This window comes from Actinotalea sp., assembly GCF_035443605.1.
In the GTDB taxonomy this organism is placed as follows: Bacteria; Actinomycetota; Actinomycetes; order Actinomycetales; family Cellulomonadaceae; genus Actinotalea.
The window spans coordinates 1-17,491 of the sequence record NZ_DAORSQ010000027.1 but is presented as its reverse complement, the minus strand read 5'-3'; the positions used below and the strand labels follow the sequence as shown (position 1 = coordinate 17,491).

General features: G+C 75.1%; 13 protein-coding genes and 1 pseudogene. 5 read left to right on the top strand and 9 right to left on the bottom strand.

Annotated features, from left to right (window positions below; translation table 11 throughout):
• Positions 1-419: 419 nt before the first annotated feature.
• Complete coding sequence (locus tag PKY62_RS04745) at positions 420-1,514, top strand: FAD-dependent oxidoreductase (protein WP_324535374.1); 1,095 nt, start codon at positions 420-422, stop codon at positions 1,512-1,514.
• 3 nt (positions 1,515-1,517) lie between these two features.
• On the opposite strand, the gene PKY62_RS04740 is transcribed toward PKY62_RS04745, so the two are convergent.
• The 7 genes and pseudogenes from PKY62_RS04740 to PKY62_RS04710 form a co-directional block, all read right to left on the bottom strand.
• Positions 1,518-1,640 (bottom strand): hypothetical protein, encoded by a 123-nt coding sequence (locus tag PKY62_RS04740; protein ID WP_324535372.1) that lies wholly within the window; start codon positions 1,638-1,640, stop codon positions 1,518-1,520.
• An 8-nt stretch (positions 1,641-1,648) separates the two neighbouring features.
• Positions 1,649-2,368, bottom strand: coding sequence for a GGDEF domain-containing protein (locus tag PKY62_RS04735; RefSeq protein WP_324535390.1), 720 nt, complete (start codon positions 2,366-2,368; stop codon positions 1,649-1,651).
• Positions 2,369-2,401: 33 nt separating this feature from the next.
• Positions 2,402-2,767: pseudogene (locus PKY62_RS04730) on the bottom strand (histidine kinase N-terminal 7TM domain-containing protein); the annotation flags it as partial.
• Between the two features lie 284 nt (positions 2,768-3,051).
• Positions 3,052-4,575 carry a GGDEF domain-containing protein gene (locus PKY62_RS04725; RefSeq protein ID WP_324535370.1) on the bottom strand — a complete coding sequence of 508 codons (1,524 nt, stop codon included), beginning with the start codon at positions 4,573-4,575 and terminating at the stop codon, positions 3,052-3,054.
• A gap of 88 nt (positions 4,576-4,663) precedes the next feature.
• On the bottom strand, positions 4,664-6,223 hold the full coding sequence (locus PKY62_RS04720; RefSeq protein WP_324535368.1) for a histidine kinase N-terminal 7TM domain-containing diguanylate cyclase: 1,560 nt from the start codon (positions 6,221-6,223) through the stop codon (positions 4,664-4,666).
• Between the two features lie 134 nt (positions 6,224-6,357).
• Positions 6,358-7,041, bottom strand: a complete 684-nt coding sequence (locus PKY62_RS04715) for a CE1759 family FMN reductase (protein WP_324535366.1) — start codon at positions 7,039-7,041, stop codon at positions 6,358-6,360.
• A complete protein-coding gene (locus tag PKY62_RS04710; RefSeq protein ID WP_324535388.1) occupies positions 7,038-8,186 on the bottom strand; it encodes an LLM class flavin-dependent oxidoreductase in 1,149 nt (382 codons plus the stop codon). Before PKY62_RS04710 ends, PKY62_RS04715 begins: the two co-directional genes overlap by 4 nt.
• 447 nt (positions 8,187-8,633) lie before the next feature.
• Here PKY62_RS04710 and PKY62_RS04705 point away from each other — a divergent pair, with 447 nt between their 5' ends.
• The 3 genes from PKY62_RS04705 to PKY62_RS04695 all read left to right on the top strand — a co-directional run bounded on the left by PKY62_RS04705 (position 8,634) and on the right by PKY62_RS04695 (position 11,818).
• Positions 8,634-9,554, top strand: a complete 921-nt coding sequence (locus PKY62_RS04705; protein ID WP_324535364.1) for a DUF559 domain-containing protein — start codon at positions 8,634-8,636, stop codon at positions 9,552-9,554.
• Positions 9,555-9,908: 354 nt separating this feature from the next.
• Positions 9,909-10,619, top strand: a complete 711-nt coding sequence (locus PKY62_RS04700; protein ID WP_324535362.1) for a hypothetical protein — start codon at positions 9,909-9,911, stop codon at positions 10,617-10,619.
• 110 nt (positions 10,620-10,729) lie between these two features.
• The gene (locus tag PKY62_RS04695) at positions 10,730-11,818 is read left to right on the top strand and encodes an RDD family protein (RefSeq protein ID WP_324535360.1); all 1,089 of its coding nucleotides are present in this window, start codon (positions 10,730-10,732) and stop codon (positions 11,816-11,818) included.
• Between the two features lie 132 nt (positions 11,819-11,950).
• Here PKY62_RS04695 and PKY62_RS04690 read toward each other — a convergent pair whose 3' ends face one another.
• Positions 11,951-13,282, bottom strand: a complete 1,332-nt coding sequence (locus tag PKY62_RS04690; protein WP_324535358.1) for a TrpB-like pyridoxal phosphate-dependent enzyme — start codon at positions 13,280-13,282, stop codon at positions 11,951-11,953.
• A 638-nt stretch (positions 13,283-13,920) separates the two neighbouring features.
• Between PKY62_RS04690 and PKY62_RS04685 the strand changes: the two genes are divergently transcribed.
• Complete coding sequence (locus PKY62_RS04685; RefSeq protein WP_324535356.1) at positions 13,921-15,459, top strand: putative bifunctional diguanylate cyclase/phosphodiesterase; 1,539 nt, start codon at positions 13,921-13,923, stop codon at positions 15,457-15,459.
• Here PKY62_RS04685 and PKY62_RS04680 read toward each other — a convergent pair.
• Positions 15,435-17,354, bottom strand: a complete 1,920-nt coding sequence (locus tag PKY62_RS04680; RefSeq protein WP_324535354.1) for an oxidoreductase — start codon at positions 17,352-17,354, stop codon at positions 15,435-15,437. The two genes, PKY62_RS04685 and PKY62_RS04680, sit on opposite strands and share 25 nt — an antisense overlap.
• Between the last annotated feature and the right edge of the window lie 137 nt (positions 17,355-17,491).

The window sequence follows — 17,491 nt, the reverse complement described above, 5'->3', positions numbered from 1 at the left end:
GCCACGACGCCGGAGAGCGAGACCACGGCGTAGAGCAGGTCCCGCGGCAGTCCGACGGGCATGAGGGTGTTGACCACCACGACCACGGCGCCGACGGCGAGGTAGACGATCCAGGCGCGTGGTGCGCGCACGTCCACCTCCCATCGGTTCACCAGTGCTCATCGGCACCGGGGCCGCAAGGTTGAGGTCCCCGCCAGGGTGACGTGCCGGCCGGTCCTCGCCACCGTACGGGAGGCCCGGCGGACGGTGACCACGGACCGGGCCGCCACGCCGCGACGGGAGTGCTGGACGCTCGCAGGGACATTCGTCCCACCGCCACGTCGACCGCCGGCGGAGCATGGCGATACGCTCGCAACGGCCCGCAGGCCGGGCCGCCGCCGATCGGCTGGCCACCGCGGGCCCGGTCGCAGGGAGAGCAGATGCAGCAGCGCGTGGTCGTCGTCGGGGGCGGGTACGGCGGGGTCGCCGTGGCCAAGGAGCTCGATGCCGTGGCGGATGTGGTCCTCGTCGAGCCCAAGGACGCCTTCGTGCACGCCACCGCGGCGTTGCGCGCCGCCGTGGACCGCGACTGGCAGGACCGGGTCTTCCTGCCCTACGACCACCTGCTGGCGCGCGGCCGCGTGGTGCACGACCGCGCGCGACTCGTCTCCCCCGGCGTGGTGCACCTGTCGGCCACCGAGACCCTCGAGGCCGATCACATCGTCCTCGCGACCGGTACCGGCTACCCCTTCCCCGCGAAGTTCCTCGAGGACGAGACGGTCGTGGCCCAGGCGCGACTCGACCGTCTGCGGGCGGACCTGGCCCGCTGCGACCGCGTGCTCGTCGTCGGGGCGGGGGCTGTGGGCCTCGAGCTCGCCGGGGAGCTCACCACGTCCTTCCCGCACCTGTCCGTGACCGTCGTCGAGCAGGCGCCGGACATCCTCGCGGGCGACTACCTGCCCGAGCTGCGCGACGGGATCCGCGCCCAGCTGCGCGAGCGGGGCGTCACCCTGCTCGTCGGGGCAGGGCTCGGCTCGCTGCCCCCGCAGGACGTCGGCACCTACGGCCCGTTCACGGTGCGCACCGCCGTCGGGATCTCGATCGAGGCCCAGATGTGGTTCCGGGCCTACGGCTCGCGGCCCGTGACGGACTACCTCGACGCGACGCTGCGCACCGGGATGCACCACGACGGCACGCTGCCCGTCACCGACCACCTCAACCTCGTCGGTCAGGACCGCGTGTGGGCCGTGGGCGACATCACCGACATGGCCGAGTCCAAGCGTGCCACGGCCGCGCGCGAGCACGCCTCCGTGGTCGCGCAGAACATCCGCGACGCGCTCGTCGGGCGGGCTCCGACGGCGACCTACACGCCGGCGCCGCAGCTCATCGTGCTCCCCCTGGGGCCGCAGGGCGGCATGTCGCAGATCGCCGGCCCGGACGGCAACCGCGTCATCCTCGGGCCGGAGCAGACGAGCGCCATCAAGGGCGCCGACCTGTTCGCGGGCTCGATGGCCGACGTCCTCGGCAGGGCCTGAGGCTCACACGGCCCGCGGCGCCCGGGCGACGACCAGGTCGCGCCCGGCGGCCTTGGCCGCATGGAGCGCGTCGTCGGCCGCGCGGAGCAGTCCGTCCGGGCTCTCGTCGTCGTGGAGCTCGGCCACCCCGATGCTCACCGTGACGTGCACGTCCCCCCGGGGGCCGCGACGACCAGCCGCGCGCACCGGCGGCGCCACTCCTGCGCCCGCTCGGCGACGTCCGCCGCCCGCGCACCGGGCAGCAGGACGAGGAACTCCTCGCCGCCGAACCGCACCAGCACGTCCTCGGCCCGCACGCACCGGGAGAGCTCGTCGGCGACCGCCACGAGCACCCGGTCACCCACCTCGTGCCCGTGCTGGTCGTTGACCGCCTTGAAGTGGTCGAGGTCGACCATCGCCGCCACGAGCGGTCGTCCCGTGGCCCTGGCCAGATCGACGGCCGGTGCGAGGCGCTGGTCGAGCATGCGCCGGTTGTGCACCCCGGTGAGCCCGTCCCGGACGGCCTGCTCCGCGAGCTCGCCCCGCAGCTGCTCGACGTCCGTGACGTCGCGCACCACGACCACGGTCCCGGTGCGCTCGCCGCCGGCATCGACGGACGCCACCCGCACGTCGAGCACGCGGCCGTCCTCGGTCGCCAGCGGTCGCCCCGCCCGGACCATGGCGAGCCGGTCCGGCTCGAGGAGGTCTGTCCAGTGCGAGCCCTCCACGCGGTCCACGATCCCGGAGCCCAGCGGGCCGAGCATCGCCTGCGCCGCGGGGTTCGCCTGGACCACGCGGCCGCCGACGTCCAGGACCATGACCGCGTCCCCGATCGCCTCGATGACCTGGCGGGTCGAGACGGGGACCTGAGCCATCGCGGTGCCGTGCCGCTCGACCCACCACCACAGACCCGCGGTGAGCACGAAGGCGACCGACGTCAGGTCGCGGAAGCCGGTCGTGCCCGCCTGGGCGATCGAGGTGACGTTGCCGACCACCGGTAGCACCATCGCCCCGAGCGTGACGCCGTACTGCCAGCGCTGACCCGTCACCGCGCGCCGCCACGCGCCCACGTGCAACCCGGCGGCCAGCCCCAGCAGCACATAGCTGTAGACCGTGTGCGCCCAGAACCCCGGCCCGAGGTGGATCGGGACCCCGCCGTCGGCCGTCCGCTCGCCCACCGTCAGGAGCACGTGCCGCCAGCCCGGCGTCAGCGCGAGGACCACGAGCGCGAGCGGTTCCAGGGCCAGGAGCGCCACGAGCCGCCGCGTGACGCGCGCACCGTGCCCGGAGCACCACGGCGTGGCAGAACGCGCCCAGCACGAGGACGCCCGCCCCGGGCAGCAGCGCGAGGAAGAACGCCTCGCTCCCGGCCTGCGTCGCGGCGAGGGTCACGCCGAGCCCCATCGCAGCCCACCAGGCGGCACCGAGCATCGCGGCGGCCAGGGGGAGCGCGAGGCGCGACGTGCCGCGCCGCCGCACGTGGGCGACGCCCACCCAGGTGGCGAGGACGACGGTCGCGGCCGAGACGAGGTCCAGCGCGGTGTGCATGGCCCTCCCGTCAGGTCGTGGTCGCCAGGTCGCCGAGGAGCACCCGGTCACGGCCGGCGACCTTGGCAGCGTAGAGCGCGTCGTCTGCGCTCCGCAGCAGCGCGTCGGAGCTCCCGCCGTGGCCCAGGCCCGCGACCCCGGCGCTCACGGTCACGCGCACGCCGCGGACGAGGTCCAGCCCGGCGATGCGCACACGCCAGGCATCGAACCGGTGCAGCACCTCGGCCGGGGCAACCCCCGGCAGCACGACGCAGAACTCCTCGCCGCCCATCCGCACCACGACGTCGGCTGCCCGGACGGCGGCCGTGAGCTCACGCGCGACCGCGACGAGCACCGCGTCCCCCGCGGCGTGCCCGTGGGAGTCGTTGACGGTCTTGAAGTGGTCGAGGTCGATCATCACGGCGGTCAGCGGGGAGCCCCCGGCCAGGCTCGCCGAGACGAGGACGTCGAGCACCGCGTGCAGGTGGCGCCGGTTGTGCAGGCCCGTCAGGCCGTCGCGCACCGCCTGCTCCGCGAGCTCCGCGCGCAGGGCCTCCACGGCGGTGACGTCGCGCACGACGACGACCACCCCCGCGCCTCCCCCGCCCGACGCGGCGAGCGGCACCGAGCGGACGTCGAGCACGTGCCCGTCCGGGTAGGTCACGGTCCGGCCCGCGCGGACGTCGGCGAGGTGCGCCTCGTCGACCAGCTCGCTCCAGTGCGCGCCGTCCACGGTGTCGACGAGACCGAGCCCCGACGGGCCGAGCATGGCCTGTGCCGCGGGGTTCGCCTGGACCACGCGGCCCGCCGGGTCGAGCACCAGCACGGCGTCGCCGAGGACCTCGAGCACCTGGCGCACCGTGACGGGCACCCGGTGCATGCCCGAGGCGTAGCGCTCGACCCACAGCCAGATGGCGACCGTGACCAGCATGAGCGCCGAGGTGATGTCGACGAACGGCGCGCGACCGGTGCGCGACACGGTGATCACCGTGCCCACCACGGGCATCGAGGTGGCCGCGAGGATGAGCCCGTAACGCCACCGCTGACCGGTGACGGCCGTCGTGGCGGCCGAGACGACGAGGAAGGCAGCTGCCATGAAGACGATGTAGGAGTAGGCGACGTGGGCCCACATGGCCGGGCCCTGCACGGTGGCCATCCCGCCGCCGTCGAGCGGCACCACCTCCCTGATGACGAGGTGGTGCAGGGGGTCGGTCACGGCCAGCAGCACCATGACCGCCGGTTCCACCGCGAGCTGCACCGCCAGGCGCCGGGTCATCCGCCCACCGCGCCCGGACAGCACCATGGCGTGCCACAGCGCCCCGACGACGAGCAGGCTCGAGCTCGCGACGAGCGACGCCGACCAGCGGGCCAGGACGGCGGCCGTGGGCGCGGTCATGATGAGGTAGCCGCTGACGGCCCACCAGGACGCGCCGGCCATGACGACGGCCATCGGCCCGGCGAGGGGCAGGGTGTTCCGACGGCGCAGCACGACGATGCCCACGACGACCGCCACGGCCGCCGCGAGCAGGGAGATCACCTCGAAGGGTGTGGTCATGACGCTCCTGCCGGGTCCAGGTGTCCCATCGGCAGGGCGTGCCGCACCTTGAGCACCCGCTGCGCACCTGGGTGGGCCCCGTGAGGTCTCAGCGGGGGCTCAGCGGGGTGCCCAGCGGGGCTGGTGGGCACGCCGGGGCGCTGATCACCATGTCCCGGCCCGCAGCCTTGGCCGCGTACAGCGCCTCGTCGGCGAGCCGCAGCAGGCCGTCGCCACCCGCACCGTCCGGCAGCCCGGCGACGCCGATGCTGACGGTCACCCGAACCTGCCCGGCCCGGGTGTCGACGGCGAGAGCCGCGCACCGGCGCCGCACCAGCTCCATCCGCTCCAGCACCGCGCCGGCGTCGCCCTCCGGGACCAGGACGAGGAACTCCTCGCCGCCGTAGCGCACCAGGGTCTCCCCCGCACGGACGCTCGTGGCCAGGACGTCGGCGACCGCCTGGATCACGCGGTCGCCGCTGGCGTGGCCGTACCCGTCGTTGACCGCCTTGAACCGGTCGACGTCCACCATCGCCGCCGTCAACGGGCGGCCGCCGAGCCGCGCGGCCGCCACGGCCGGTCCGAGCACCATGTCGAGGTGGCGGCGGTTGTGCAACCCGGTCAGGCCGTCCCGCAGGGCCTGGTCCGCGAGCTCTGCACGCAGTCGCTCACGGTCGGTGGCGTCCCGCACCACGACCACGGACGCGGGGGTGAGCCCGCCCGTCCCCACCTCCGTCACCCGGATGTCGAGGACCCGGCCGGTCGTTGTGGTGACGAGGCGTCCGGCCCGGGCAGCCGCATCCGACTCGCGGGGCAGCAGGTCCTCCCACAGCCGTCCCAGGAGTCGGACCTCGGGGGTCCCGTGGGCGGCCCGGTCGGGTGCCAGCAGCTCGTGGGCTGCGGGGTTGGCCTGGACCACCCGGCCACGCTCGTCGACCACGACGACGCCGTCCGCGACAGCAGAGATGACCTGCTGCAACGAGATGGGCAGGCTGGCCGTCGCATCGCCCCGACCGCCCGTCCACAGCCAGATCCCCGCGGTCACGACCGACATCGCGCCGGTGAGGTCGACGGCGCCGAAGGTCGAGGCCCCGCTCACCGACACCACGGCGCCGACCGCCGGCAGGACGAGGGCGAGCATGGCGACGGCGTAGCGCCAGCGGTGCGCCGGGATGGCCGCGCGCCGCGCCCGGTCCATGAGCACCAGGGCGACGACGACGGCGAGCAGGCAGTACGCGATGTGCGCCCACGCGAGCGGGCGGAACGTGAGGAGGAAGGCGTCGCCGTCGAGCACCGTCGACCCGAGCAGCACCGGGCGGGTCGCGTCGAGCACCGCGACCACCGCGGCGAGGACGGGCTCGACGAGCAGCGCCAGCAGCAACGACCCGCGCGTCCACGGCCGGCCACGCGCGAGCACCAGCGCGTGCCACAGGACCGCGGCGGCGAGCAGGCCACCGACCGGGAAGATGAGGCGGAAGACGGCGGTCTTGGTGGCGACGTCGTCCACCGCCCCGACCGTCAGCCCCAGGGCGGCCCACGCAGCGGAGACGACGAGCATCGCGGCGACCGGCTGTGCCGGTCCCGGCCGGTGCCGGTGGCGCAGCGTCAGGGCGGCCGTCACCAGACCCGCGACGACCGCGACGACCGAGACGGCCTCGATGGCACCCACCCGATGGACCCTCCTCCGCCGGTCCCATCGACCGAGCGACCCGCGCCGGGAGGATATCCCGCGCGGCACCCGCCCGGGGCGTCATCCACCGGTGGGCGCACACCGCCGGCCACCCGGCGCCCGGGTCCGTGCCCTCACCGTCCGCGCAGCAGGTCCTCGAAGCTCGTGGTGAGCGCGAACGGGTCTGCCGGCGGCGCGGCCGGCGGGCGGGCCGCGACCAGCGCGGCGAGCTCGTGGGCCGCCCGCTCGACCCGCTGCGCGAGCGGGCGCTCGTCGGCGGTGCTCGAGCCCGCCACCTCGCCGAAGTCCTCGGTCGCAGCAACCACGCCCGTCGGCACCACGACGGCGTGCAGGTGCCCGAACAGCGGGCGGACCGCGTACTCGAGCGCCAGGGCGTGCCGCCCCGTCCCTGCCGTGGCGCCGACGAGCACCGGCACCCCCGCGAGGGCGTCCGGCGCCAGGAGATCGACGGCATCCTTGAACATGCCGGGGTAGGAGCCGGTGTAGATGGGGGTCACCGCGATGACGGCGTCGGCACCGGCGACCGTGTCGAGCATGGTCTGCACGGACGGCGTGGCCACGCCGGTGAGCATCATCGAGGTGAGGTCGCGGGCATGGTCGCGCAGCTCGACGACGGTCACCGCGACGGGCACGCCCACCGCGGCGAGAGCGGCGACGGTCGCGTCCGCGAGCCGGTCGGCCAGCAGTCGGGTCGAGGACGGCTGGCGCACCCCGGCCGACAGCACGACGAGCCGGCGCGGGACGGCGTCGACGGCTGGTCGCAGGGCGCGCGGAGCCGTGGGGAGGTCGGCGCTCATCCCGCGGCCAGCGGCAGGGGTGAGGAGCCCGTGACGTCGTCGGCCGGTGCGTGCACGGTGGCGTCGCGCGCTCCCCCGGCTGCGGCGACCAGGGCGGCGTGGGTGGGTGCGTCGGGGACGTGCGCTGGACGGCCGACCGCGAGCTCGCGGCGCAGCACCGGCACCACCTCGGTGCCGAGGATCTCGATCTGCTCGAGCACGGTCTCCAGCGGCAGCCCGGCATGGTCGATGAGGAAGAGCTGGCGCTGGTAGTCCCCCACGACGTCCCGCATCGCCGCGTAGCGGTCGATGACCTGCTGCGGGCTGCCGACGGTGAGCGGGGTCATCTCGGTGAACTCCTCGAGCGACGGGCCGTGCCCGTACACGGGAGCGACGTCGAAGTACGGCCGGAACTCGCGCACGGCGTCCTGCGAACGGGGCCGCATGAAGACCTGCCCGCCCAGCCCGACGATGGCCTGGTCGGCGGCGCCGTGGCCGTAGTGCTCGAACCGCTCGCGGTAGAGCCGGACCATCTGCGCGGTGTGCTCGGACGGCCAGAAGATGTTGTTGTGGAAGAAGCCGTCGCCGTAGTACGCGGCCTGCTCGGCGATCTCGGGGCTGCGGATCGAGCCATGCCACACGAACGGCGCCACGCCGTCGAGCGGGCGCGGCGTGGACGTGAACGACTGCAGGGGCGTGCGGAACCGGCCCTGCCAGTCGACGACGTCCTCGCGCCAGAGCCGGTGCAGCAGGGCGTAGTTCTCGACGGCCAAAGGGATGCCGTTGCGGATGTCCTGGCCGAACCACGGGTAGACAGGGCCGGTGTTGCCGCGGCCCATCATGAGGTCCACGCGGCCGCCGGCGAGGTGCTGGAGCATCGCGTAGTCCTCGGCGATCTTCACCGGGTCGTTGGTCGTGATGAGCGTCGTCGCGGTGGACAGCACGATCCGCTCCGTGCGCGCGGCGATCCAGCCGAGCATCGTCGTCGGGGACGAGGGGACGAAGGGCGGGTTGTGGTGCTCGCCGGTGGCGAAGACGTCGAGCCCGACCTCCTCGACCTTGAGCGCGATCGCCAGCATCGACTGGATCCGCTCGGCCTCGGTCGGGGTGCGACCCGTCACCGGGTCGGGGGTGACGTCACCGACGGTGAACACGCCGAACTGCATCATGGGGAGGCTCCTGCCGCTCTTGTCGTCAAACATTCAACCATCTTGGCGGGTGAACCTCAACGCCCGCCGATCTGTTCCCGGCCCCGCCTGCCCGCCGCCCCACCCCGGTCGTCGTCGGACGCGCGCTGCCCACGACTCCCACCCGCCCCACCCCGGTCGTCGTCGGACGCGCCCTGCCCACGACTCCCACCCGCCCCAACCCGGTCGTCGTAGCGGCCGATGTGACGGGCGGTACGTGTGTGACAGCCCGACCCGCTCACCAGCATCACCAGTACCGACCGCCGCTACGACGACCGCGCCCCGACCGCCGCCGGCCCGGACGCGGCGGTCGGTCGGAGGCCGGCCGACGCCGCCTCGTGCACAGGGACCGAGCGGGCAGCCACCCTCCCCAGCCACTCGGTCCCCCGGCCGCCCGACGACGCCTCCGTCGGCAGCCTCACTCCCATGGGACGAGAGGACGCGACCGCCCGGCGGGTCCTCGCGGCCCTGCGGTCGGCGCACGGGTCCGCCCGGCGGTCCGACGTCGCGACGACCCGCGCGGAGACGCGGGTGCTGAACCACCTCACGACGACCGGCCAGGTGATCCGGGTGAGCCGCGGCATCTACGCCCTTCCCGACACCCCGGACGACGTCCAGACCGCGCGCCGTGCCAGCGGGCTGCTCACGTGCGTGTCCGCCGCCCGGTGGTGGAACCTGCCGCTGGTGCTGCCGGCGGGCGGCGCGCATGTCGCGGTCCCGCGGGACCGTGGTGCGCGCCGGCCCGGGGACCTGCCCACAGGCACGGTCCTGCATCGGGACACGCGTGTGGCGGCGTCAGGCGTCGCCCTCACCGTTCCGCCATCGGTCGCGCTGTCCCACCTCGTGCGGTGCCTGCCGCTGACGGATGCCGTCGCCGCGGTCGACGCAGCGCTGCGCACCGGGCTCGTGTCCCGCGCCGGGCTCCTCGCGCAGCGCCCCAGCATCGGCGGCTTCCGGTTCGAGCAGGTCGTGCGGGTGAGCGACGGCCGGAGCCAGTCGATCGCGGAGTCGTTCGTCCGGGTCGGGCTGCGGGCGCGGGGACTGACGGCGGTGCCGCAGGTGATGCTGGACGGCGTCGGCCGGGTCGACCTGCTGGTCGAGGACGTCGTCGTCGTGGAGCTCGACGGCTACGCCTTCCACAGCGACCGGGGCCAGTTCGCCGAGGACCGACGGCGTGATCGCGTCGTCCGCTCGCTCGGGCTGCAGGTGCTGCGCTACACCTTCCACGACGCGGTGCGCGACACGGCCCGGACGCTCGACGAGATCGCCGCGGCGGTCGAGTGGACCCGCCGCGGCGGCCGGCCCGGTGCCGCGCCGGGGCCGGCCGGTCACGCGGCGAGCCGCTGACCGCCCCCGAGGGCGCGTGCGCCGTCGGCCGGGCGGGGTGGTCCGAGTGCCCGAGCCTCGAGGCACGGGCGGCGTCGGGTACGCCGATCCGCGGTCGTCGTAGCGGCACGTGTGGCGCACGGTGCCGCTGGGGCGCTCCACCGGGCTCAGCAGCACCACCCGCACCAACCGCCGCCACGGCGACCGGCCACCCCGGGGCACGACGGCGAGGGCACGGCGGCGTGGGCACGGCGGCGTGGGCACCGGCGGCGTGGGCACGACGGCGAGGGCACCCGCCACCCGGTGGCCGGGCGCGCGTGCACCTCGCGTGGCGCCGACGGTGCGCGGCCCGGCGCGCTGCGGCACGATGACGTCATGAGCTACGACTTCGACCGGCCGGACGAGACCGCGGTCGGGTTCACCTACGCCGGTGTGGCCGTCCGCCTGGGCGATCCGGTGGACGAGGTGAGCCCGCACGAGGCCGTCCTGGGCGTGCTGACGCAGGCCCGCTTCAGCGGCTGGCTCGGCCCGGCCGAGCCCCCGTGGACGCTCGCCGTGGCGGACAACCCGGCGGGATCGGTGGCCGGCGACCGCGCCGACATCGGCCGGCTCGCCGCGCGCCTCGCCGCGGAGCTCGGCACGGTGACCCTGGGGATCAGTGTCCTCGAGGACCGCGTGCTGCGCCTGGTCCTGTGCGTGGGTGCGGACGTGCTCGGCGAGTACGTGTCCGACCCGTCCGCGCTGGACCCGACGGATGACGAGCTGGCCTCGGACCCCGTCGGAGCCGAGATCGCCGGGCCGCTGGTGCGGGCCTGCGGGCAGGGCGACGCCGACGAGGTGGGCGAGCTGCTGGCCGAGGAGCTCGAGCGCGGCAGCGTGTTCGAGTCCGAGCGTCTGACCGCCGTGCTGCGCCAGCTCGGCGTGCCCACGTGGTTGGTCGCCGCCGACTCGCTGCCCCGCGCGGTCCCCGGCGGGCCGGCAGCCACCGAGGTCACGCGCCTCGGTGCCGGCACCCCGGGGCCGCTCGGTCTGGCGCGCGGGCTCGTCGTGGGCGCCGTGCGCAAGCGACGCCCGCCGCGCGACTGACCCCGTCACGTCCGACGGCGCCGCGGCTGCCCGCCGGCACCGTGCCCGCGACAGCCCGCCCGTGCGTCTCGCCCCTTCCCCCGCCCCCGCCGCGGGGCCAGGATGGCCCCATGACGCAGCAGGGGGCGGCGTCCGGGTGGGACGCCCCGGCGCGGTGGTCGATGCCCGGCACGCTGCCGCACCAGCGCCCGCCGCTGGCCGGCCTGCCGCCCCGCGCAGCCTGGTCGCGACGTGTCGTCGCGGCGCTCCTCGACAACGCCCTCCTCGGCGGCGTGACGTGGCTGGCCTTCCCCGTCCAGCCCGTCGACCCACCCCAGCTGACGCCGTTCTTCTCCGGGCCGACGACGACCACGACCGTGCTCTCGGCCGTCGGTCAGCCGGTGTCCTGGACGTCGAGCGGCTGGGTCGTCGCCGCGCTCGCCGCCGCGCTGGTGCTGCGCGCCTACCTCGGCGCCTCCCCCGGCCAGCTGGTGCTCGGCATCGCCGTCGTGCGGGAGGTCGACGCCCGACCGGCCGGCCTGGCGCGAACGCTGCTGCGGTGGGCGGCGCACCTGCTCGACGCGATCCTGCTCGTCGGCTACCTCCGCCCCCTGTGGGACCCGCGCGGCCAGACCCTCGCCGACAGCATCGCGGGGACCGTGGTCCTCACCACGCGCCGCCCGCTGCCGCACCCCTGGCTGGCCCGCCGGTCACCGCCGGCACAGGCCGGGACTGGGCAGGCCGCCGTGACGCCACCGTGGCGCTGGGCCGCCACCGCCCTGGCCGTGCCCGCCTGCCTGTTCGGTGCCGCCGTCGGCCTCGGGATGAGCGAATCCTCAGGTGCGTGGTCGACGGGGTGCGCGCCGAGCGGCTCCGAGAGCTCCGGCGTGCTGGCCGACGCGATCGTGACGTGGACCCCACCGTTCGACTCGACGTCGCGCGCCGGCATCACCCGGTCCGTCCCCGTCGACGGCGCGGGCCTGGCGATCGGCCCGCTGGCGACGGTCCCGGAGGCGGGCAGTCTGCGGGCCACGCTCACCGCACCGGACGGCACACGCCGGGAGGCCGAGAGCACATGGTCGGCCGACAACCCCGCGCGGGGCACCGTGCTGCTGGACGCGGCGGAGGTCGGCACGCTCGAGCCGGGCACCGCGCTGCGACTCGTGCTCCAGGACGCCGACGGCGCCGTCGTCGGGACGTGCGACGTCGGCTCGTACTGAGCCCGTCCGCCCACCCGCCACGCCCCGGTCGTCGTAGCGGCCGATGTGACGGGTGGTGCGTGAGGGACACGCCCGCTCGCTCACCAGCATCACCCTCACCCACCGCCGCTACGACGACCGGCTCTCGACCCGTCAGACGTACGCCGCGTACGCCGGCAGGTCGAGCACGCCGTTGCCGGACAGGCCGATGACGATGACCTCGCCGTCGGCGGCGGTCCGCGCGTAGTCCAGCGCCGCGGCGACGGCGTGCGTGGACTCGGGCGCCGGGACCACGCCCTCGGCCCGGGCGAACACGACGCCAGCGGCGAAGGCGTCGTCCTGCTCGATCGCGACGGCGCTCATCAGCCCGAGGTTGACCGCGTGGGAGACCATCGGCGCCATGCCGTGGTACCGCAGACCACCGGCGTGGATGGCCGGCGGCACGAAGTCCTTGCCCAGGGTGTGCATCTTGAGCAGCGGCGTGAGCCCGGCGACGTCACCGAAGTCGTACCGGTACTCGCCCTGCGTGATCGACGGGCACGCCGCCGGCTCGCACGCGACGACGCGGGTCGTGGTGCCCTCGCGCAGGTTCTGGCCGATGAGCGGGAACGTCAGGCCCGCGAGGTTGGAGCCGCCGCCGGCACAGCCGAAGGCGATGTCGGCCTGCCGCTCGCCCGCCTCGGCGAGCTGGACCAGCACCTCCTGGCCGATGACGCTCTGGTGCAGCATGACGTGGTTGAGCACGGAACCCAGCGAGTAGTGCGCCTTCGGGTCACCGGCGGCGACCTCGACGGCCTCGCTGATGGCCATGCCCAGCGAGCCGGTCGTGTCGGGGTCGGCGGCGAGCATCGCGCGGCCCGAGGCCGTGAGGTCCGACGGCGACGGGTGGCACACGCTGCCGTAGGTCTCCATCTGGTACCGGCGGTACGGCTTGGAGTCGTAGGACGCGCGCACCTGCCACACCTCGCACGTCAGGCCGAGCATCGAGCAGGCCATCGACAGCGAGGCGCCCCACTGCCCGGCGCCCGTCTCGGTGGTGAGCCTGGTGATGCCCTCGATCGCGTTGTAGTACACCTGCGCGACGGCGGTGTTGGGCTTGTGCGATCCGACGGGGCTGACGCCCTCGTACTTGTAGTAGATCCGCGCGCCGGTGCCGAGCACCCGCTCGAGGCGGTGGGCCCTGATGAGCGGGGACGGGCGCCACAGCGAGTAGATCTCGCGCACCGCCGCCGGGATCTCGATGTAGCGCTCGGTGCTGACCTCCTGCGCGATGAGCGCCATCGGGAACAGCGGGGCGAGGTCGTCCGGGACCAGCGGCTCGTGCGTGCCGGGGTGCAGGTGCGGCGGCACGGGCTCGGGCAGGTCGGCGTTGAGGTTGTACCAGTGCGTCGGCACCGTCGAGGGGACGGCGAACCCGAGGGCGTCCGTCGGGAGGGTGGCCGGGGTGCCGGGCTGGGCCGGCACGGGCTGGTCGGTGGTGCTCACGGCGCCGTCCTTGGTCGTCGAGGGGGGTCGCCCGCGAGCATATCGACGCGGCGCACGCCGGGGCGGCACTTGCGGCCGCGGCGCAGCCGATGTCGTGGCGCGGGTCAAGATCACCCCCAGAAGCGTCGATGATGAACGTGTGATGACCGGCCGCCCAGCACCTCGGGTGCACACCGCCCTCGGCGCCCTGCGCCGCCCCTCCCTGCTGCTGCGGTTCGGGGTCGTCTCGCTCGTCGTCGTCCTGGGCCTCGGGGCGGTCATCGGGCACCAGCTGCACGCGGTGATCGCCGCCCGCGCCCAGGCCAACGCCGAGGCGTCCGCCCAGGTCTACCTGCAGCTCGTCAGCCAGTCGTTCCTGCGGACCGTGGCCAAGCCGGACGGCATCACCGTCGCGAACCCGCAGCAGCTCGCCTTCTCCCAGGAGCTCATCGACAACCCCGTCATCGCCGAGCAGGTGCTCGGCGCGACCGCCTGGCTCGCGGACGGCACGGTCGCCTTCTCCACGGCCCGGTCCGAGGTCGGGACGCGGGGCGACCTGCCCGCCTCGGCCCGGGCAGCCCTCGCCGGCGCGGTGGTCTCCGAGATCGCCGACTCCTCCCGCGTGCACAGCGACCTGTTCGACCCCGGTGCGCACGCCGGTGAGCAGGTGCTGGTGGTCGACATCGCTGTCGCTGCTCGGGGACGAGAGCCCCGAGGTGGTCATCGAGATCGTCACGAACTTCGCCGAGACCGCGGAGGCCATCGATCGGGACACCTCCGTGCTGTACGCGTGGCTCGCCGGCGGTCTGCTGGTCCTGTACCTCGCGCTCTTCCGCCTCGTGGCCACCGCGAGCCGGAGGCTGCGTCAGCAGTCGGAGGCCAACCGCGACCTCGCTCTGCACGACACCCTCACCGGGCTGCCCAACCGCAGCCTGCTGCGGGACCGCGCCCTGCAGGCGATCGCCGCGGGCAGGCGGCACGGTCACGACGTCGCCCTGCTCCTGCTCGACCTCGACCGCTTCAAGGAGATCAACGACACCCTCGGCCACCACCACGGCGACCTGCTGCTCACCATGATCGGCCCGCGGCTGGCCGGTGTGCTGCGCGCGCAGGACACCATCGCGCGGCTGGGTGGGGACGAGTTCGTCGTGCTCCTGCCGGAGGTCGGCGGGCGGGGCGCCGCGGTCGCCGTCGCGCAGAAGATCCTCGCCGCCCTCGACGAGCCGTTCTCGGTCGACGGGGTGGACCTCGACGTCGACTCGTCGCTGGGCATCGCCGTGAGCCCCGAGCATGGTGAGGACTTCGAGACCCTGCTGCGTCACGCCGACGTCGCCATGTACGCGGCCAAGGAGCACCAGACGGGGACGGCGGTGTACGACCCGGAGCAGGACGCCAACAGCCCCGCACGCCTCGCCCTGCTGGGCGAGCTGCGCCGTGGGATCGAGGCGGGCCAGCTGGTGCTGCACTACCAGCCCAAGGCCGACATCGAGACCGGGCAGATCACCGGGGTCGAGGCGCTGGTCCGCTGGCAGCACCCCACCCGCGGGCTGCTGGGCCCCGACGAGTTCGTCCCGCTGGCCGAGCGCACGGGCCTCATCCGGCCGCTCACCCTCGTCGTCCTGGACCGAGCACTGGCCCAGGCCGCCCGCTGGGCGGCGGCCGACCGTCCCCTCGCCGTCGCGGTGAACATCTCCGCGCGCAGCCTGCTCGACCTCGACCTGCACGACGACGTCGCCGCTGCCCTGACGCGGCACGGCGTGCCCGGCGAGCGACTCGCGCTGGAGATCACCGAGAGCTCCGTCATGGTGGACCCGGACCGGGCGCTGCTCGTGCTCGGCTCGCTGGCAGCCCTCGGCGTCAGCCTGTCGCTGGACGACTTCGGCACCGGGTACTCGTCGCTCGCCTATCTGCAGCGCCTGCCCGTGCACGAGCTGAAGATCGACCGCAGCTTCGTCATGAACCTGGCGGCCGACACCAACCAGGTGATCGTCTCGGCGAGCATCGACCTGGCCCACAACCTCGGCCTGCGGGTCATCGCCGAGGGGGTCGAGGACCAGAGCACCTGGGACCGGCTGGCAGAGCTCGGCTGCCAGTCCGCCCAGGGGTATCACCTGTCGCGGCCGGTCCCGGCCGACCAGCTGGGCGCCTGGCTGGACGCGCGGGTCGGGCCTCCTCAGATCGCCAGCGCCGCCCGGTAGCCGGAGTGCACCGCCGCACCCACCGTCGAGGGCTGCAGGCAGTCCCCGACGAGGTGCACGCGTGGGTCCTCGACGGCGCCGCTGCCCACGAGCTCGGTGCTCGGGCGCACGCCCAGCGCGAGCACGAGCGTGTCGGCGGCGAGCACCTCGCGCCCGAGCGGACCGTCGACGTGCACGCCGTCGTCGTGCTTGCCCAGCACGCTCGTCGAGGGCAGGAGCACCACCCCCGCGTCGGCCAGCCGTGCCAGCACGGCGCCGCGGTTGACGGTCGCCCGGCCGGGCACGATCGCGTCCTGCACCTCGACGAGCGTCACGGCGTGCCCGTCGAGCGCGAGCGCCAGGGCGACGTCGGCCCCCGTCAACCCGCCGCCGGCGACGACGACGCGCCGACCGACCGCCGCCCCGCCGTGCACGTCCATGACGTCGAGGACGTCGGCGCGGTCCAGTCCGCCGATCGCCGGCCGGACCGGTAGCCCACCGGTCGCCACGACCACGACGTCGGCCGCAGCAAGGGCCGGCGAGCTGCGGTCGACCGCGCGACCCAGGTGCACGGTGACCCCGAGCTCGGCGAGCCGGTCGCGGTACCACGGGACGAGGCTGGCGAGCTCGTGCTTGAAGGCGGGGCGCGCGGCATCGACGAGCACGCCGCCGAGCTGGTCCCGCCGCTCGTGCAGGTCGACCCGGTGCCCGCGCAGGGCCGCGACCCTCGCCGCCTCGAGGCCGGCGGGCCCGCCGCCGACGACGACGACGCGCTGCGGGCGGGTGGCCCTGAGGAGCGGCACCGCCTCCAGACCGACCTGCGGGTTGACGGCGCAGACGAGGGTCGCCCCGGCGCGCACGGCGTCGAAGCACGCGTTGCAGCGCACGCATGGGCGCGCGGCACCGGGCTCGCCGGCGGCGAGCGCGCGGGGCAGGTCCGGGTCGGCGACCAGGGCTCGCCCGAAGCCGACGAGGTCCACCTGGCCCGCGGCGAGCGCCGCCTCGGCGAGGTCGGGGGTCATCGCACCGGCCACGGCCACCGGGATCCCGACGGCGGCGCGCAGCGCGGCGGCACCGGCCAGGTGCAGGCCCGCCGGCAGGTAGTTCGGGGGCGCCATGACGGCCGGGGACGGCGGGCCGCCCTCCTCGACGACGAGCAGGTCGACCCCTGCGTCGCGCAGCAGCGCGGCGATCTCGATCGACTCGGCGAGCTCGCGCCCGCCCGGCAGGTGGTGGGCCACCGTGAGCCGGAAGCTCACGGGCAGTCCGGGCGCCGCGGCCCGGACGGCCGTGACGAGCTCGACGGCGAACCGCGTCCGCCGGGCGACCGACCCTCCGTACGCGTCCGTGCGGTGGTTCCACAGGGCCGTGAGGAGCTGGTCGACGAGGGCACCCGAGTGCCCGTGCAGGTCGATCGCGTCGACACCCACCGAGGCCAGACGGGCCGCGGCCTGGCCGGCGCGGCGCACGAGCAGCTCGAGCTCCGCGACGTCCAGCGGTCGGCACGCCACGGCGGGGTCGCGCACCCACGGGGTGGCGGAGGCCGAGACCGGCGCGCCCCGGCCGGGCTCGGCCGGCCCCAGCCGGCCCGTGCCCGGCGACAGCTGCGCGCTGATCCGTCCGCCCGCGGCGTGCACGGCGTCGACCATCCGACGCAGGGCGGGGAGGAAGGCGTCGTCGTCGACCCGGGGCATCAGGCCGCTGGGCGGCTCGAAGTCGGTGGCCGCGAGCAGGGCACCGGTGACGACCAGCCCGGCGCCCCCCGCAGCCCTGGCCGCGAGGTAGGCGGTCTCGCGCGGGCTGACCGCGCCGTCCGCACCCGTCATCCGGGTGCTGATCGGGGGGAAGAGGATCCGGTTCGCCAGCTCGAGGGAGCCGATCCGGCCGGGAGCGAGCAGGTGCGGGTAGGCACTCACCAGGACGGGCCTCTCGACGTCGAGGGCGGCCGCGCACGGCCGGGGCACGTCCTATTCTCCGGAGCGCCGCCCCGCCGTCCGGGGCCGATGGTCCCGGACGGCGCACGTGCTCAACCCACCCGGAAGCGCTCCACCAG